General features: G+C 61.4%; 13 protein-coding genes. 11 read left to right on the forward strand and 2 right to left on the reverse strand.

The genetic code is table 11. The annotated features are described in order from the left end of the window. Positions 1-185: 185 nt before the first annotated feature. The 3 genes from LVE68_RS04265 to LVE68_RS04275 are packed head-to-tail and all read left to right on the forward strand — an operon-like array spanning position 186 to position 3,987. On the forward strand, positions 186-1,709 hold the full coding sequence (locus LVE68_RS04265; protein WP_233005793.1) for a thymidine phosphorylase family protein: 1,524 nt from the start codon (positions 186-188) through the stop codon (positions 1,707-1,709). Beyond that, positions 1,706-2,635: a ribose-phosphate diphosphokinase gene (locus tag LVE68_RS04270; RefSeq protein ID WP_233005794.1), complete on the forward strand. Its 930-nt coding sequence runs from the start codon at positions 1,706-1,708 to the stop codon at positions 2,633-2,635. Before LVE68_RS04265 ends, LVE68_RS04270 begins: the two co-directional genes overlap by 4 nt. Then, positions 2,632-3,987 carry an MBL fold metallo-hydrolase RNA specificity domain-containing protein gene (locus tag LVE68_RS04275; protein WP_233005795.1) on the forward strand — a complete coding sequence of 452 codons (1,356 nt, stop codon included), beginning with the start codon at positions 2,632-2,634 and terminating at the stop codon, positions 3,985-3,987. Before LVE68_RS04270 ends, LVE68_RS04275 begins: the two co-directional genes overlap by 4 nt. Positions 3,988-3,998: 11 nt before the next feature. Here the strand turns inward: LVE68_RS04275 and hda are convergent, their stop codons facing one another. Beyond that, positions 3,999-4,724, reverse strand: coding sequence for a DnaA regulatory inactivator Hda (gene hda, locus LVE68_RS04280; protein WP_233005796.1), 726 nt, complete (start codon positions 4,722-4,724; stop codon positions 3,999-4,001). A gap of 1 nt (position 4,725) precedes the next feature. Then, positions 4,726-5,829, reverse strand: coding sequence for a DUF2066 domain-containing protein (locus tag LVE68_RS04285; RefSeq protein ID WP_233005797.1), 1,104 nt, complete (start codon positions 5,827-5,829; stop codon positions 4,726-4,728). Between the two features lie 226 nt (positions 5,830-6,055). Between LVE68_RS04285 and purM the strand changes: the two genes are divergently transcribed. The 8 genes from purM (at position 6,056) to LVE68_RS04325 (ending at position 15,702) form a co-directional block, all read left to right on the forward strand. Continuing rightward, positions 6,056-7,102 (forward strand): phosphoribosylformylglycinamidine cyclo-ligase, encoded by a 1,047-nt coding sequence (gene purM / locus LVE68_RS04290; protein WP_233005798.1) that lies wholly within the window; start codon positions 6,056-6,058, stop codon positions 7,100-7,102. Beyond that, positions 7,102-7,773, forward strand: a complete 672-nt coding sequence (gene purN / locus LVE68_RS04295; RefSeq protein WP_233005799.1) for a phosphoribosylglycinamide formyltransferase — start codon at positions 7,102-7,104, stop codon at positions 7,771-7,773. Before purM ends, purN begins: the two co-directional genes overlap by 1 nt. Before the next feature lie 146 nt (positions 7,774-7,919). Next, positions 7,920-8,618, forward strand: a complete 699-nt coding sequence (locus LVE68_RS04300; protein WP_233005800.1) for a DUF3108 domain-containing protein — start codon at positions 7,920-7,922, stop codon at positions 8,616-8,618. Positions 8,619-8,867: 249 nt separating this feature from the next. Beyond that, positions 8,868-10,319, forward strand: a complete 1,452-nt coding sequence (locus LVE68_RS04305; protein WP_233005801.1) for an OmpP1/FadL family transporter — start codon at positions 8,868-8,870, stop codon at positions 10,317-10,319. Positions 10,320-11,006: 687 nt separating this feature from the next. Continuing rightward, the gene (locus LVE68_RS04310) at positions 11,007-12,326 is read left to right on the forward strand and encodes a CmpA/NrtA family ABC transporter substrate-binding protein (protein ID WP_233006669.1); all 1,320 of its coding nucleotides are present in this window, start codon (positions 11,007-11,009) and stop codon (positions 12,324-12,326) included. 71 nt (positions 12,327-12,397) lie between these two features. After that, the gene (locus LVE68_RS04315) at positions 12,398-13,393 is read left to right on the forward strand and encodes an ABC transporter permease (protein WP_233005802.1); all 996 of its coding nucleotides are present in this window, start codon (positions 12,398-12,400) and stop codon (positions 13,391-13,393) included. Positions 13,394-13,458: 65 nt separating this feature from the next. Next, a complete protein-coding gene (locus tag LVE68_RS04320) occupies positions 13,459-14,337 on the forward strand; it encodes an ABC transporter ATP-binding protein (RefSeq protein WP_233005803.1) in 879 nt (292 codons plus the stop codon). Positions 14,338-14,478: 141 nt separating this feature from the next. Further along, positions 14,479-15,702, forward strand: a complete 1,224-nt coding sequence (locus tag LVE68_RS04325; protein ID WP_233005804.1) for an alginate export family protein — start codon at positions 14,479-14,481, stop codon at positions 15,700-15,702. Positions 15,703-15,833 lie beyond the last annotated feature (131 nt).

The raw sequence follows: 15,833 nt of genomic DNA on the forward strand, positions 1-15,833 counted from the left end.
ATCAGAAAACTGAATAAATACGCATGAGCGCCGGATTCTTGCCCGACGCCACAATTCCCGGTGCCACAATTAAAGGGCCGGGCGGCCGGATTTCCCAGCCGTATCGGACAGTATGGAGGCGGTTGCGCGGTGGCGCGCGCCAGCAGCATCAAACAGGGGAGACAGCAGCGACATGGATCCAGCCTATGGCACGTGACCAGTACCTGCGTGCGCACCTGATGGGGATCAACACCCATGAGGAACCGATTGTGTTCATGCGCGATGACTGCGCTATCTGCCGGGCTGAGGGGTTCACGGCCAATACGCGCCTGCAGGTACGAACGGCCGGTCGCAACCTGATTGCCACCCTCCATACCGTCAGTGCCGAAGTGCTGCCGGGAGGCGTCATCGGCTTCTCTGACGGCGCCTGGGAGTTCCTCGGGCTTACCCCCGGACAGGAGGTCGAGGTCCGCCATGCGCCCCTGGTCCACTCACTCAGTGCCCTGCGCAAGAAAATTTATGGCAACGAACTGAACGCGACGGAAATCAGTGGCATCATTCGTGACATCAGTAACCGGTTGTATTCCGATATCGAAATTGCCGCCTTCCTCACCGCATGCGCCACCGGTGGTGTGAGCCGGCGGGAAACCAGCGCCCTCACCAACGCCATGGTCCGCAGCGGAAACCGCCTGCAGTGGCCGGAATTCCCACGCATTTTCGACAAACACTGTATCGGCGGACTGCCCGGTAACCGCACCACCCCGATCGTGATTTCCATCGCCAGTGCCGCCGGCCTGGTAATTCCCAAGACCTCTTCCCACGCCATTACCTCGCCCGCCGGCACCGCGGACACCATGGCCGTGCTGACCGAAGTGGACCTGTCCCTGCGCCAGCTGCAGCAGGTAGTCATTGATACCGGGGCCTGCCTGGCCGCGGGTGGACGGGTTGGCCTGAGCCCGACTGACGACATCCTGATCCGGATAGAGCGGGCACTGAACCTGGACAGCGAGGGACAGCTGGTGGCATCGGTGCTGTCCAAGAAAGTGGCCGCCGGTTCCACCCACGTGCTGATTGATATGCCCGTGGGGCCAACGGTCAAGCTGCGTGACCAGGAGCAGGCTCAACGCCTTTCCCTACTTTTCTCCGAAGTGGCCGAAGACCTGGGCCTGCATCTCCGTTGCATCATCACCGACGGCACCCAGCCAATTGGCTATGGTATTGGCCCGGTGGAGGAAGCGCGGGATGTGCTGGCGGTGCTACACAACCGGGCAGAGGCGCCAGGGGACCTGGTGGACCGCTCGGTATTGCTGGCCTCCCGACTGCTGGCCATGGCTACTGGCGAGGACGACCAGGGCTGCGAATTGCGAGCCCGCGAGCTACTGGAATCCGGCCGGGCACTGCGGCAATTTGAGCGGATCTGCGCCGCCCAGGGTGGAATGAAAGAGTTTCGTGAGGCCCGCCACCGGGCCCCGCTCAGGGCCGGGCGCTCGGGGGTACTGGCAGCGATGGATAACAGGCGCCTCGCGCAGCTGGCGAAACTTGCCGGGGCCCCGTCCTCCCCGGCGGCAGGGCTGCGGCTGCACGTAAAGATCGGCGAGCCCGTAACCGAAGGCCAACCCATGGCCACTTTGCTCGCCGACTCTCCCGGGGAACTGGCTTACGCGCAGGAATACTACCGCCGTAACCACAAACTGTTTTACGTCGCGGAGGTCGCGGAGAAGGGAGCATGAAACCACTGCTATTCGCACTCGAGGAAGGACTGCCGCTCGCAGCCCCGCTGTGCGCACAACTGGGCGCGGAACCAGCTCAACTGGCACGACGGCGCTTTCCCGACGGTGAAACCTACCTGCGGGTGGACACGCCGCCAAAGAACCGCGACTGCATCATCCTCGCCAACCTGTGTGACCCGGACCCCGGTTACCTGGCACTGGTTTTCCTCGCCGCCACGCTCCGTGAACTGGGCGCGGCAACGATCGGCCTGGTGGCGCCCTACCTCAGCTACATGCGGCAGGACCGGCGATTCCGGGAGGGCGAGGCCATCACCTCAAGAGTTTTTGCCCGGGAAATTTCCGCCCGGGTGGATTGGCTGGTTACCGTGGATCCTCACCTGCACCGCTATGACCACCTCGACGAAATCTATTCCATCCCGGCATTCGCCCTCTCGGCCGTCAGTACGATCGGCGACTGGGTGCAGCAACAGGAGTCCTCTTATTTACTGGTGGGTCCGGACAGTGAGAGCCGCCAGTGGGTCAGCACACTGGCCGGGCAGACCGGGCTGCCGTTTGTCGTTTGTGAAAAGACCCGGACCGGTGATCGCGCGGTATCAGTGGAGGTACCCGACGTATCAGGTTACCGCAACCGGCCGGCGCTGCTGGTGGACGATGTCATCTCCAGTGGCCACACATTGATGGAAACGGCCGCGGCATTGCAGCACGCCGGCATCGACCAGATCCACTGCGCCGCGGTACATGGGATTTTTGCCGGTGACTGCGAAGCGCAGCTGCAGGCAAGCGGGATACACCAGCTGTACACCAGCAACAGCATCCCGGGCCCCCACTGCACTTTCGACCTGGCCCCAGTAATCGCCGGGCCGCTGCACGAACTGCTGGCCGGGTCACATCCCGCTACCGGCCGTAACCGGGAGTCGAACCCATGAACCTGCTTTTTCTCGGTGCCACCCAGACGGTCACCGGTTCCAAATTCCTGGTGGAGCACGGCAACACCCGTCTGCTGGTCGACTGCGGCCTGTTCCAGGGCTACAAGTGGCTGCGGCAGCGGAACTGGCAGCCACCGGCCTTCGATATCCATGGCCTGGACGGCATCCTGCTCACCCATGCGCACCTGGACCACTCGGGCTATATCCCGCGACTGTACCAGCTCGGTTACCGCGGCCCGGTGTTCTGCCATCCGGCCACCGTGGACCTGTGCAGCATCCTGTTACCGGACGCCGGGCATATCCAGGAGGAAGATGCCCGTTTCTATGCCCGCCACCGGCTCGGCAAGCATGCCCACCCGGAGCCCCTCTACGATGGCGAGACCGCCGAGCGCAGCCTGGAGCTGTTCCAGCCGATCGCATTCGGCGAGTCGGTGCGCATTGGAGAGATCACTGCCAGGCTGCAGAGCGCCGGCCATATCCTCGGCGCCGGCAGCGGCATCCTCGAGGCCGGCGGCAAGCGGGTGGGCTTTTCCGGCGATGTGGGCCGGCCCGACGATGTCCTGATGTACCCGCCCGATCCCCTGCCGGCCCTGGACCTGCTGTTGCTGGAATCCACCTACGGCGACCGCCGCCACCCGGACCTGGACATACAGGAGGAGCTCAACCGGGTGGTGAATGAGGTTGTGGGTCGCGGGGGAGTGCTGGTGATTCCCAGCTTTGCCGTGGGTCGGGCGCAGACACTGCAACATATGCTGGTCCGGGCGATGGAGGCCGGTGATATCCCGCGCCTGCCCATCTTCCTCGACAGCCCCATGGCCATCGATGCCTCCCATATCTATAACCGCTACCCGGAACTGCACCGGCTGACGAAGGCCGAGTGCCGGCGCATGAGCGAGGGAGTCACCTACACCCGCGAAATCGAGGAATCCAAGGCACTGGATAATATCCAGTATCCCCACATCATCATTGCCGGCAGCGGCATGGCCTCCGGTGGCCGGGTACTGCACCACCTCAAGCGCCTGCTGCCCAACCATCGCACCACGGTCCTGTTTGCCGGTTACCAGGCGGGCGGTACACGGGGTGCCCGGCTGATGGCCGGCAGCAGTACGGTAAAGATTCACGGGGAATACATTCCCTGCCGGGCGCAGGTGGAAATGCTAGAGGGACTATCGGCACATGCTGACTACCGGGACCTGGGTCGCTGGCTCCACTCCTCACAGCTGCAACCAGGCACCGCCATCCAGCTGGTGCACGGGGAGCCGGATGCCGCCGACTGCCTGCGCCTCTACCTGCAGGATCACACCCGCTTCGAAGTGGAAGTGGCACAGTATCGCCAGATCCTGCGCCTGTAACCCCGGGGCCCTCAGATCTTCAGGACTTCCTTCACAAAGGGAATGGTGATTTTGCGCTTGGCCATCAGCGAGGCCCGGTCCAGCTGTTCCAGGCAGGCAAACAGGGCACCGGTGTGGCGTGGTGCCCGGTGCAGGATATACAACGCCACATCTTCCGGGAGGTCAAAGCCACGCCGGCGGCTGCGCTGGCGCAGGGCCGCCAGCTTGTCATTGTCGTTCAGGGGCTGCAGCTGGAAGGTAAGCCCCCACTGGAGCCTTGAGGCCAGGTCAGCCAGTTCCAGCTCAAGGCCACGGGGCGAGCGCCGTGCCCCCAGCAGCATCTGGCCGCCGGCATCGCGCACCCGGTTGAACAGGTGAAACAGCGCCGTCTGCCACTGCGGTTGCCCTTCCAGCTGGTGCATACCGTCAATACACAGCAGCTCCACTTCCTCCAGGCCATCGAGGATGACGGCAGGATCCATCGGCAGGAGTTCCCCCAGCGGCAGGTACTGGAAACTCCGGCCGCTGTCCTCAGCACTCTGGCAGGCGGACTGCAACAGGTGGCTGACACCGGAGCCCTCTTCACCCCAGAGGTAAATCAACTGCTCCGGCAGGCTGCCGGCGGCAAAGCCCTGCAGGGCGGCCACAACCTGGCGGTTGGGATCCTCCGGCGACAGGTAAAAATTGTCGAAGGTGGCGTCATCGCGCAGCGATACCCCCAGGGGCAGCTGCTGCGGCACACCGCTTTGCTTGTTCATCTCACTGCCAGCGATAACGCAGGGGATTCTCCGCGCTGCCCGCGGGCGCGCGATAGCCATTGAGGTCGATCGGGTCCTGTTCCGCCTCGGCCCGCAGTTTGCGGTTCAGTGCCAGGGCATCGCGCAGGTTCCGCATGGGCACGCCGGTACTGAGGGCGAAACGCATACGGTCGCCATCCACCTGCAGCAGGTCTGCCCGGCTGACCTGGGCCAGGCCCCGAAGGTAAGCCGAGGCCTCGTTGTAATCCGCAAACGTGGACACGCCCACCAGCTCCAGGACCACGGAGCTGGATTCACCACCGCCGGCGTCCGGGCGCACCGCGTAGCGCTGGGCCAGCAGGTTGGCGGCCTCATTGACCCCCTGCTGGGCCACGGTTTCCAGGGAATCCCCGGTGGCGTCAAAAGCATAGCTGCGGCCGCCGTGGATCAGCAGCCAGTTGCCCTGCCAGCGCCCCTGGGACAGCTGCAGCACGCGCCCCATCAGGCTCGCATCGGGCTGGTAACGCGCCGCGGCACTTTTAGCCGCCCGCTCGTCCTGGGCCCAGAGATTGCCCAGCGGCATGGCGCGCCGGTCAGTACTGTCGAGTGCGGGGAATTCCAGCGGCAGGCCGCGGGCGATAGCGGCGGCATCCAGGGCGGAAAAGACTTCCGGCGACTCGGTCTCGCTCAGATAGCTGCGTCCCTCCCCGAGGGTGTCCACAGCCAGCCACACCAGCGTGCCGGGACGGTTATTGGGCCACATGGGCAGCTGCAGTTCGTGCACCTTGGCCGCCACCGCCTGGGGATCGAAGGTCAGCTGCACGTACAGCTCGTCCTCCTCGGTGACATAGCGGTAACCCTGCATAAAGGACTGCGCCTCCCGCAGTACCGGGCTCAACACGCCGCTACCGGCAATTGAGGGCTCGCCGGTAACCCGCACGAAAACCTGCTCGAGGCCACGGCTGGCCGCGGCCGCACGGTCACTCGCACTGCGGCTGGGAACGGGCTCCGCCACCTCGTAAAGGTCTGCAATCACCCGAGCCTGCGCCGGCAACATCGTTAGGCACAGGGCAAGGGCCAGCAACTTCGCTGCTGTTGCCACACCGCGCCGGACCAGCATCTGCATCTCTCAAACTCCCCCAAACCACTTATTCGGTTGACCGGCTAGCGCGCTCTACCGGGCCCGGGAAAGGGGCGCCGGCACGGCTGCGGGCCGGAATCGATCCCGGGTCAAACCGGGCCAGAGGGGCTATTGTATCAGTGTCGGTTTTTTCTCCCAGCCCCGAGTTCGCACATTTGGGCGAAATTCCTCTAGAATACGCGCCCTTCGAAAGCCCATTGCAGGAAGAATCATGAGCGATTCCAAGCCCCAATCCCTCAGTTATAAAGATGCCGGTGTCGACATCGACGCGGGCAACGCCCTGGTCGACCGCATCAAGCATGTCGCCAAGCGGACCCAGCGCCCGGAAGTGATGGGCGGCCTGGGCGGTTTCGGGGCGCTGTGTGAGCTGCCCAAGGGCTACAAGGAGCCGGTACTGGTATCGGGCACCGACGGTGTAGGCACCAAGCTGCGCCTGGCGATGGACCTGGGGATTCACGACACCATCGGCATCGACCTGGTGGCCATGTGCGTGAACGACCTGGTGGTAGCCGGTGCCGAGCCCCTGCTGTTCCTGGATTACTACGCCACCGGCAAGCTGAATGTGGATATCGCGGCCGAGGTTGTCAATGGCATCGGCCGTGGCTGTGAGCTGGCCGGCTGTGCCCTGGTGGGCGGTGAGACCGCAGAGATGCCCGGGATGTACGAAGGCGACGACTACGACCTGGCAGGCTTCTGCGTGGGTGTGGTGGAGAAGTCCGGCATCATCGATGGCAGCAAAGTGGCTGCCGGCGACAAGCTGATCGGCCTGGCCTCCAGCGGCCCCCACTCCAACGGCTACTCCCTGGTGCGCAAGGTGCTGGAAGTCAGCGGCGCCGACCTGCAGCAGGACATGGGCGGGGTGACGCTGGCCGAGGCGCTGATGGCCCCGACCCGGATTTACGTCAAGAACCTCCTCGAGCTGATCGCTAAATCGCAGGTCAACGCCCTGAGCCACATCACCGGCGGCGGTTTGCTGGAAAACCTGCCGCGCGTGCTGCCGGAAGGCACCTGCGCCCACATCGATACCAACAGCTGGGAAATGCCCCCGGTATTCGAGTGGCTGCGCAAAAACGGCAATATCGACCGCCGCGAGATGTACCGCACATTCAACTGCGGTGTGGGCATGGTGGTCTGTGTCCCCGCCGACCGGGCCGACGAGGCCCTGGGGATCCTGCGCCAGTCGGGCGAGGAAGCCTTCATTATTGGCAGCATCGAATCCGCCTCCGGTGACGAGGCCGTGGAACTCTCGGGGCTCTAATGACGCAGAAGGCTCCGATGGCGCGGGAGAAATGTCGGGTGGCCGTGCTGATTTCCGGCAGCGGCACCAACCTGCAGGCCCTGATCGACGCGGCGGCAACGACCGATGCCAGCTTTGAGCTGTGCGCGGTGATCAGTAACAAGGCGGAGGCCTATGGCCTGACCCGCGCCCGCGAGGCGGGCATTCCCGCGGCGGTGGTCAACCACCGGGACTATGAAGACCGGGAATCATTCGATCGCGCCCTGATCGACAGTATCGACAGTTATGGCGCCGAGCTGGTGGTGCTGGCCGGGTTCATGCGTATCCTCACCCCGGCGTTTGTCCGCCATTACAGCGGCCGCCTGCTGAATATCCACCCTTCCCTCCTGCCCAAGTACCAGGGCCTGCACACCCACCAGCGGGCTCTGGACGCCGGCGACGCCGAACACGGGGTTACCGTGCACTTTGTCACCGAGGAACTGGACGGCGGCCCACCCATCGTACAGGCGGTGATTCCCGTCGAGTCCGGTGATACCGCGCAGAGCCTGGCCCAACGGGTACAGGCTCAGGAGCATGTTATCTACCCGCTCGCAGTGAGCTGGTTTGCCGAAGGGCGCCTGCGCATGGTCGGTGACCATTCGGAACTCGATGGCGAACGCCTGCCCCCCACAGGAAACGTGGTCAGGACCTGAGCGATTGCGTGCCCGGGACTCTCCCGGGCACTTTTTGCAGCCGGCAGCGGTCAAAGTTATCGTAGGGTCCAGGCACCGGCAGGCAAGGTTTTGCCCACCGGATATGCCCCGCCCCAGCGAACGCCACCAGGAAAAGGGAGATCGCCGTGCCCGTTCGACAGTTTGTACTTTTTCTCGTTTTCAGCTGCCAGGCCCTGGCCGCCAGCGCCCAGGGCCTGGAGCCCTTCTCCGCCACCTACTCTGCCAGTTACAACGGCATCAAGGTAGAAGCCAGGCGCGAGCTCTCCGGCGCCGGAGACAACTGGCGGCTGGATTTCCGGGCGGATTCTTTCCTCGCCGACATCCGCGAGCACTCCCGCTTTTCCCTGGCTAATGCCAGCATTACCCCCCGGCACTATGAGTACCGTCGTACCGGACTCGGGCGCAATCGCCACACATCCCTGAATTTTGAAAACGGCCGGGTCGTCAATGTGTCAAAGCCGGACCGCACGCTCGAGAATGTCCCGAAGGATATCCACGACAAAATCAGTTACCAGCTGCAGCTGGCACTGGATGTGGCTGCCGGCAAGGAAGATCTCGTCTATCAGGTAGCCGATGGCAAGCGAGTGCGCACATATCGTTTTGCCGTTGCCGGTACCGAGAAGCTGCAGACGCCACTGGGTCCCGTGGACACGGTCAAGGTGGAACGCGTGCGCGAAGAAGGTGCAGATCGCACGACTTATATCTGGTTCGCCCCGGAGTGGAATCACGCACTGGTTAAACTGATGCAGGAAGAAGATGGCGAAACCTACCAGATTTCCTTGACCAAATTTTCCACCCATAGAGACTCTTCCCGCCAACAATAAAAAAGTTTCGAACAACTCGTAAAAATAAAGAAAAAGTGGCGCGAAATGATAGATTTTTCGCCTCTTTGTCTTTATAAAGTCGCCCGCCTCCCCTGAAACAATATTCTGGCACTGCTAGAATTTTCGGGTCAGGGAATCAATTGCAAACCCGGGAACCTGAACAGGGTTCTCCATCGCGCGCCGGAAACTGCCACGCAGTCGTCGCGTGATGCATTTGTGATCCGCGATTTAAAAACAGAGTGGGACCTCATGAAAAAGAAACTTCTGCGTCGTGCAGTTCTGGCTGCAGCAATCAGCACCGCTTCCAGCGGTACCATGGCTGCGGGTTTTTACCTGCAGGAGACCAACCCTTCTGGCCTTGGCCGCGCGTTCGCGGCGGAAAACACCATCGGTGACAATGCCGCCATCCTGAACCGCAACCCGGCCGGTTCTGCTCTGTTTGACCGGATTTCACTGTCCGCGGGCGTCACCTACGTCAACCCGGAAATTGACGCCGCCGGTGAGGTCGACTTTTCCGTTGTAGGCACCAACCCGGTTACCGGCCAGCCGGTGCCGCTCGCCCAGGTAGGCCCGTTCCGCGACACTGCCAGCGACTACGCCAGCGATGCTTTTGTCCCCGACTTCGCCCTGGCAGTTCCTTTTGATGACTGCTGGTCTTTCGGCCTGGGCATGTTTACCGACTACGGCCTGGAAACCGACTTCGACCCGGACTGGCTGGTGACCCATATTGCCGATAAAACTGAACTGCTGACGGTTAATATTGCACCCTCGGTGGCGTACAACTTCAACGACCAGTTCAGTATCGGCCTTGCAGTAAACTTCCTCTACGCCGACGCCACCCTGAAAACCAAGGTGCCGCGCAACCTGAGCCAGCAGACCGGGCTCTTCCTGCCCGACGGGTCCGGTATCCCCGAACTGACCATCCTCGACCTCGAGGGTGACGACTGGGATGTGGGCTGGTCCCTGGGCGCCCTGTGGCAGATCAATGAACAATCCCGCTTCGGTATCTCCTATCACTCCGAGCTGGACCCGGAGCTGGAAGGTGATGTCAATTCCCAGGCCCTGCCCAACAATATGGGTGGTATCGGCCTGCGGAATGCATCCGCCAACCTGACCCTGGACCTGCCCGACACCCTGGAGCTGGGTTTCTACCATCGCTTCAACAGCCAGTGGGGCCTGGCGCTGGGTGCCATGTGGACCGACTGGGATGACTTCGAACGCCTTGAGGGCTTCATCCCCGGCCAGAAGTTCGGCGTGGACCCCGAGCCCTACAATCCGCTGCTGATCAAGGAAGAGAACTTCGAGAGTGGCATGCGTTACAGCATCGCCGGCGAATACTACCCGTGTGAGGAAGTCACCTGGCGCATCGGCTACGCCTACGACGAGGGCGCTGCACGCGACGGCCTGTTTGACGAGGAAACCGCCAGCTTTGGCCGCCCGATCACCTGGCGCACCCTGTCCATCCCGGACACCGATCGCCAGTGGGTGACTTTCGGCGGCACTTACAAGTTCAGCGACCAGTTGTCGGTTGACGGCGGCTTTGCCTACCTGTGGGGTGACGACGAAACCATCCAGGAAGGCAGCGTGATCCCGACCGATTCACTGGTCGGCCCGGGTACAGCCCTGGTTACTTACTTCGATGGCGGCACCACCAATATCGAAGCCTGGCTGGCTGGTGTTTCTGTAAACTACAACTTCTGATCCCCCGATCGGAAGCCAGCATAAGGGCCGGACAGCGATGTCCGGCCCTTTTTGGTTTTGTTGCCAGCGATATTCCCACCTTCCCTCCGGCACACAATGCCCCATCAGCGGGCAGCGCCCCCCGCTTCCGCACTACCTTAAGGCTTGCGGCCGCAACGCAGTACACCGGGACCATATCATCGCGATGCATTGCAACGATTGCCGCACGCGGCATTGTCACAACCAGCAGCATCCCCGGAACACATGAAATCCCGTGCTCCCGCGCCCATATAACAACCCGGGGCCAGCCTCAGGAGCCTGTCCCAGCCCATCTTCAACATGCAGTGGCCGCAGCCTTGGCACGATCTGTGCAGTTTGCTTCGGTGAAGAATGAATTTTGCTGCCCTGGCCACACCAATCAATGCCCCCTGATTTTTGCGGTGTGAACTGAAAGGCAACACCCGGCAAGACACCGGAATTCGGGAGTATAGGAAACAGGGGCAACAACAACTGAACACTGACGGCAGGCACAAGCCTGCCAGCTGCCGAGCAAAGACGCTCATTGACCCGTGCCAAAGGCACCGATCAATGAGCGTTTTTTTTTGGCCCGGAAAAGTACAGGAAACCCGCACAGGAGAGAGCCAGATGAACTGGAACAAATCATTCGGGGCATGGGCAGTCGCCGCCATGCTAGTGGCCACAATAGCAATGGGCACGGCACCCGCCCGGGCGGAAAAGCTCGGCTACCCGGAAAAAGAGGAGCTGACGTTTGGCTTTATCAAGCTGACCGACATGGCGCCAATTGCCGTCGCCTATGAAAAGGGTTTCTTCGAGGATGAGGGCCTTTACGTCACCATCGAGGCGCAGGCCAACTGGAAGGTGCTACTCGACGGCGTGATTGATGGCCGGCTGGATGGTGCCCATATGCTGGCGGGCCAGCCGATTGCCGCCACCATGGGCTTTGGCACCCGGGCCGACATCATCACCCCTTTCTCGATGGACCTGAATGGCAACGGCATTACCGTCTCGAACGAAATCTGGGAACAGATGAAACCCAATATTCCCAAGCGGGAAGATGGCTTGCCCGTGCACCCGATCAAGGCGGATGCCCTGAAGCCGGTGGTTGAGGCTTACAAGGACGACGGCAAACCATTCAACATGGGCATGGTTTTCCCGGTTTCCACCCACAATTATGAACTGCGTTACTGGCTTGCCGCCGGCGGCATCCACCCAGGCTTTTATGCCCCGCACAAGGGGGATATCTCGGGCCAGATCAATGCGGATGCCCTGCTGTCAGTGACGCCCCCGCCGCAAATGCCCGCCACGCTCGAGTCCGGCACCATCTACGGCTACTGCGTCGGTGAACCCTGGAACCAGCAGGCGGTATTCAAGGGCATTGGTGTGCCGGTGGTTACCGACTACGAGATCTGGAAGGACAATCCGGAAAAGGTCTTCGGTATCACCAGGGAGTTTGCGGAAAAATACCCCAACACCACAATCCGCCTGACCCGCGCGCTGATTCGAGCGGCTATGTGGCTGGACGAAAACAACAATGCCAACCGCCCGGAAGCGGTGGAGATCCTCTCGAAATCCCACTATGTGGGAGCCGACTATGAAGTAATTGCCAACAGCATGACCGGCACCTTCGAGTACGAGAAAGGGGACAAGCGCTCAGTGCCGGACTTCAATGTTTTCTTCCGCTACAACGCCACCTACCCCTATTACTCGGATGCCATCTGGTACCTGACCCAGATGCGGCGCTGGGGCCAGATCCCGGAAGACAAGAGTGATGACTGGTACAAGGATCTTGCACAAAAGGTATACCGCCCGGACATCTATGAGGCCGCCGCGAAATCATTGATCGCAGAAGGCCTGGCCAAGGCGGACCAGTTCCCGGATTTTGACACCGAGGACGGCTTCCGCGAGCCCCAGACCCACTTTATCGACGGGATTGTATACAACGGCAGGACACCCAATGCCTATATCGACAAGTTTCCCATCGGCCTGAAAAGTGGCGAGAAACTCTGAAAGTAAACCGTGGAATTGCCGGGCGGCCATGGACGCCGCCCTGAAAAGTGATGCAAACGAGATAACGCACTATGACTAGCAGCACCCTGACTTCCGGCAAGATATTAAACTGGCGCCTGCCCCGGGCCGATGGAGGACTGCTCCTGCGCACCGCGGCCCTGCTCGCCCTGCCTGCAACCGGGATACTGGTTTTTCTCCTGCTGTGGTCGGTGAGCGCCCGCAATATCGATACATCACTGGGGACTTTCCCGGGACCGGTGGCGGTCTGGGAGCAGTTCGGCGCCCTCTACAGTGAGCACCAGCGCTCCCGGGAGAAAGAGGCCGCCTTTTATGAGCGGCAACGGGAGCGTAATGCCAGGCGGGTCGCCGAGGATCCGGGCTACGAACCGAAAATACGGGATTACACTGGCAAGGAAACCTTTATCGACCAGATCCGCACCAGCCTGGTCACGGTCATGAGCGGTTTCCTGCTCGCGGCACTGATTGCCGTTCCCCTGGGTATCGCCATCGGGCTCAGCCCCGCACTCAATGCCGCCTGTAACCCGATTATCCAGGTATTCAAGCCGGTCTCCCCACTGGCATGGTTACCCCTGGTGACCATGGTTGTGAGCGCCCTGTACGCCACCCCGGACCCGATGATCGCCAAGTCATTTATCAACTCCATGATCACGGTAACGCTTTGCTGCCTCTGGCCGATGGTGATCAACACGGCTGTGGGTGTCGCCTCGATTGATCGCGACCTGTTAAACGTCAGCAAGGTCCTGCGCCTGCCGGCGCTGAAGCATGTACGACGTATCGTGTTGCCAGCTTCGGTGCCAATGATATTCACCGGCATGCGCCTGTCCCTGGGCGTCGCCTGGATGGTACTGATTGCGGCCGAAATGCTCGCCCAGAATCCCGGGCTGGGCAAGTTCGTCTGGGACGAGTTCCAGAACGGCAGCTCCGACTCGCTGGCCCGCATTATGGCCGCAGTGCTCGTGATCGGCTTTATTGGCTTCCTGCTTGACCGTTGCATGCTGCAGTTACAGCGGTTCTTTTCCTGGGACAAGGAAATAACCACCCACTGAATGAAACAATGCCGCCGGACAAACTCGCCGGCCTACATTTGCCAGCAACACTGAACGAGGTTTCCATGAACACGCTTCTCGATATCAGCCAGGTAGGTATGCAGTTCCCCACGCCTAATGGTCCGTTCACGGCCCTGCGGGATATCAACCTGAAAATCCGCCAGGGCGAGTTCGTCTCCCTGATCGGCCACTCCGGCTGCGGCAAGTCCACGGTTCTCAATATTGTCGCCGGGCTGCACCAGGCAAGCTCCGGCGGGGTGATTCTGGATGGACGTGAGGTCACTGAGCCCGGCCCCGAGCGGGCGGTGGTATTCCAGAATCACTCCCTGCTGCCCTGGTTGACCGCCTACGAGAATGTCGAGCTGGCAGTGAGCCAGGTATTCGGCAGGAAGATGTCCCGCAGCGCAATACGGGAATGGATCGATCACAATCTCGAGCTGGTACACATGGCCCATGCTGCGCACAAACGGCCCGGGGAAATCTCCGGGGGTATGAAACAGCGAGTGGGTATTGCCCGCGCACTGGCCATGCAACCCAAGGTCCTGCTGATGGATGAACCTTTTGGTGCGCTGGATGCACTCACCCGCGCACACATGCAGGATTCCCTGATGGAGATCCAGGCGGACCTGAAAAACACCGTCATCATGATTACCCACGACGTCGATGAAGCTGTGCTGCTATCAGATCGGATTGTGATGATGACCAACGGTCCCGCGGCCACCATCGGCGAAGTGCTGGATGTAGAGCTCGAGCGCCCCCGCCATCGATTGGACCTGGCGGGCGACAGCCACTACAACCACTATCGTGCCCGCGTACTGAAATTCCTGCACGAAAGACATGACAAAGTCGGTGCTGACCCGGCTCTGGGCCGAGCCGCTGTAGCACCCGGCGAATCAGCGCGGGCTTGCACCCGCGATACCGGGGAGGTGGTCGACGCAGCCTGACCTGGTTCTCATTTTAGAAAGAAACCCTTTACCCACGGGGTTCATAACTTCCCTACCCTTCCGCCATTGCCTGTAATCGGTGACGATGCCCGGCTTGTGCCTGGAATAAAAAGATTTACCGAGAAAACCTGGAGACAAAAAATGACACAGATGAATGGACCCATCCGAATCACTCGCCGGGGCCTGCTGGCAGTTGCCGTGGCAACGGCATATTCCCACAACGCCTTCGCCCAGGACGCACCGCTGGAACAGCCCCCCGCGGTGACGAACTTTGCCCAGGCATTGCAACAGGGGGATGCCACCGTGAACTTCCGGGCCCGCAGTGAAACCGTGGACATTGAAGGCAGTGACTCTGTCGACCTGCTGAGCCTGAAGACGCGACTGACCCTGTCCTCGGCAGAATACCAGGGCTTCAGCGTGCTGCTGGAAATGGATGACGTGACCCATGTAACCGAGTTTGAAGGAGGGATTGCGGACCCCGAAGGTACCGAGGTCAACCAGTATATGCTCGCTTACTCAAAAGGAAGCACGACCCTCAAGTATGGTCGACAGCGCATACTGCTGGACAACCAGCGCTTTGTCGGGGGGGTGGGCTTTCGCCAGAATGAGCAGACCTACGATGGCTTCAGCCTGAGCAACACCAGCCTGGAAGATACAACTGTCTTCCTCGCCCATATCGACAACGTCAACCGGATCTTCGGCGAGGACAGCCCGCTCGGCGATCATGAGAACGATACCTACCTGTTCAATGCCCGTTACGAAGGGTTTTCCGTGGGTGCCCTGTCCGCCTATGCCTACCTGATCGACAACGAGACGGCCCCACTTTTTTCCACCGACACCTACGGCCTGCGCTTTGCCGGTGCCGCCGGCAACCTGGGCTACCAGCTGGAATATGCCACCCAGACCGAGGCCGGCGACAGCCCTGCCTCATATTCCGCAGACTACGTATTGGTTGACGCTGGCTACAAGCTGGGCCCCGTCAGGCTTGCCGCGGGATATGAGCTCCTGGGTGCGGATGGCAGCGACGGCCAGTTTATTACCCCGCTGGCGACGCTGCACAAGTTCCAGGGCTGGAACGATAAATTCCTCGGCGGCGGTACCGGCAATATTCCCGGTGGTATCGAGGACACCTATCTTTCAGTGGGGACGACACTCGCCGGAGTCAAACTTGCAGTGAATTATCATCAGCTGGGTTCAGATGACCCGGACGTGTCCGGCATGGATAAGCTTGGCAGCGAGTACGGCTTCCTGGTCGCCGGCAAGCTCGGCGTGGTGGGCATGAGCCTCAAGTACAGCCAGTACCAGGCCGATGAGTTCAGTGTGGATACGGACAAGCTGTGGCTGACGGCCCAGGCCGAGTTCTGAAGGCCCGCACACTGGCGAATTGGCACCGAATCATCGCCAACACAAAAAAGCCCGGCGTTGCCGGGCTTTCTATTACGGGTTATTCACGTCGCTAGAACTGCTCGCGGCAGCGCCCTGAGCAAGCCTTTCCT

The sequence above is a fragment of the Microbulbifer sp. YPW16 genome (genome assembly GCF_021290385.1).
Classification (GTDB): Bacteria; Pseudomonadota; Gammaproteobacteria; order Pseudomonadales; family Cellvibrionaceae; genus Microbulbifer; species Microbulbifer zhoushanensis.